Raw genomic sequence first — 2,411 nt, 5'->3', positions numbered from 1 at the left:
CCGCGACACCGGTCGAGCGGGCGCTCGCCGAAGCCCTGTGCGCCCGCTATCCGCAGCCCACCGCCGAGGGCGAGCAGGCGGGCTGGAATCGCGATTACGCCGATGCGATGCGCACCGTCTACCAGCGGTTCCCGGACGATCTCGAGGTCGCCGCACTGTATGCCGACGCGCTGATGAACCTGAGCCCCTGGGCATTGTGGGACCAGCGCACCGGTGAACCGGCGGCCGGGGCGTTCACGCTGGAGGCCAAGTCGGTGCTGGACCGGGCGTTGCGCGGCGAGGCGGGACGCGCGCATCCGGGGATCCTGCACCTCTACATCCACCTCATGGAGATGTCGCCGACGCCGGAATCGGCGCTGGCGGTGGCGGATCGGCTGCGCGAGCTGGTGCCCGACGCCGGGCATCTGCGGCACATGCCCTCGCATCTGGATGTGCTGTGCGGCGACTATCGCAGCGTGGTGGCCGCCAATTCCGCCGCGATCGCCGCGGACGAGAAGTTCGTGCGGCACGCGGGCGCGCTCAATTTCTACACGCTCTATCGGGCGCACAACTACCACTTCAAGATCTACGGTGCGATGTTCCTCGGCCAGTCCGCGACGGCGCTGGAAACCGCTGAGCGACTGGAGAATTCGCTCCCGGAGGAGTTGCTGCGGGTGCCGTCACCGCCCATGGCGGATTGGCTGGAGAGCTTCGTGGGGATGCGCGTCCACGTGCTCGTCCGCTTCGGCCGCTGGGCGGACCTCATCGCCCTGGAGTTGCCGAAAGACCCTGAGCTGTACTGTGTCACGACCGCGCTGCTGCACTATGGCAAGGGCGTCGCCTATTCCGCCACCGGCCGCATCGACGAGGCGGAACGCGAGCGGGACCTCTTCCACGCCGCCGTCGCCCGGGTGCCCGAGTCCCGAACTCTCTTCAACAACACCTGCCGCGACGTTCTCGCCATCGCCGCCGCCATGCTGGACGGCGAACTCCTTTACCGTAAAGGCGACTACGACAAGGCTTTCGAAGCCCTCCGCCGTTCCGTCGAGCTCGACGACACCCTCCCCTACGACGAACCCTGGGGCTGGATGCAACCCACTCGCCACGCGCTCGGCGCCCTCCTGCTCGAGCAGGACCGCATCCTCGAAGCCGAAGCCGTCTATCGAGCCGATCTCGGCCTCGACCACACCCTTCCCCGCGCCAGCCAGCACCCCGGCAATGTGTGGGCTCTCCACGGCTATCACGAATGCCTGGTGCGCCTGGGCAAAACCGACGCCGCTGCCATCATCGCCCAGCAACTGAAGCTCGCGTCCGCCGTGGCGGATGTGCCGATCCAAGCCTCTTGCTTCTGCCGCGTCGCCGCCGACCAATCCGATAACCACTGCTGCCACTGAGCACTGTTCCGCGGGAAGCCGACGACCACTCCGCCAGCTGGCCGATTTGTCCGTTTCGCGGTTCCTGTGGTATTCGCTATCCGGTAGCTCGTTCACGTTGGGTGAGCGGGAATTCCGCTGCCGCAGCAGTGTCGTTGTTGATTGTGAGCTCTTTCCCGTGCTGGTCGGGGTACGGGAACGGGCAAGGCTGACGTGTAAAGGAACGCAGTGTCCAGAGTTTCGGTCAAGGCTGCCGTGGTGGCCTTGAGCATCCTGACCGCGGGGTTGATCGCCGCCCCGGTATCGGCGCAACCCCTGTATCCGACGGCGGATCCCGACCCGTTCTACGGTGCGCCCGCCGACCTGGCCGCCCTCGCCCCGGGGGACGTGGTGCGCACGCGCCGCATCGACACCGGGCTGTACGTGGGTACCGAGGGCTGGCAGATCGCCTTCCGCAGCACCAACTCCACCGGGCAGCCGATTCTCGGGATGACCACCGTGCTCATGCCCGCCGGCGTGCGCAACCCGCCGCTGGTGTCCTATCAGGCCCTGATCAATTCGCTGGGCTCGCAATGCAATCCGTCGCGGTCGCTGTTCAACGGCGAACTCCAGGACGGTGTGGGCGCGATGCTGCCCATCGGGCGCGGGTGGGCCATCTCGCTGCCCGACTACCTCGGCCCGAACGTCGCCTACGGCGCGGCCAAGCTCAGCGGCATGGTCACGCTCGACAGCGTGAAGGCCGTCCGCAAGGTGAGCGAACTGGGACTGGGCAATTCACCGGTCGCGCTGGCCGGATACTCCGGTGGCGGCATGGCGACCGCGTGGGCGGGGGCGCTGCAACCGACCTACGCACCGGACTTGAAGCTGGATGCCGTAGTGGCGGGCGGCATTCCGGCCGACGAGGAGCAGATGGCGCTGTCCCTCGGTTTCGAACCGCACCCGGGATTCGGGCTGGCGTTCGCCGCGGCCATGGGCCTCGAACGCGAATACCCTGCCCGCCTGCCGGTCTCGGATCTGCTCAACGAGAACGGCCTGTGGTTCCGCGAATTCACCCATGTC

2 protein-coding genes are annotated in these 2,411 nt (G+C 67.4%); both read left to right on the top strand.

Annotated features, from left to right (window positions below; all coding sequences use genetic code 11):
* Positions 1-1,373, top strand: a 1,373-nt coding sequence (locus ACWELQ_RS43830) for a tetratricopeptide repeat protein (protein WP_452402877.1), incomplete at its 5' end; no start/stop codon positions are given.
* 234 nt (positions 1,374-1,607) lie between these two features.
* Positions 1,608-2,411: lipase family protein (locus ACWELQ_RS43825; RefSeq protein ID WP_452402878.1), on the top strand; the 804-nt coding region annotated here is incomplete at its 3' end.

This window comes from Nocardia sp. NPDC004722 (genome assembly GCF_053601505.1).
Note: the sequence above shows the minus strand (reverse complement) of the source record. Positions and strands in the feature narration are given on the sequence as shown.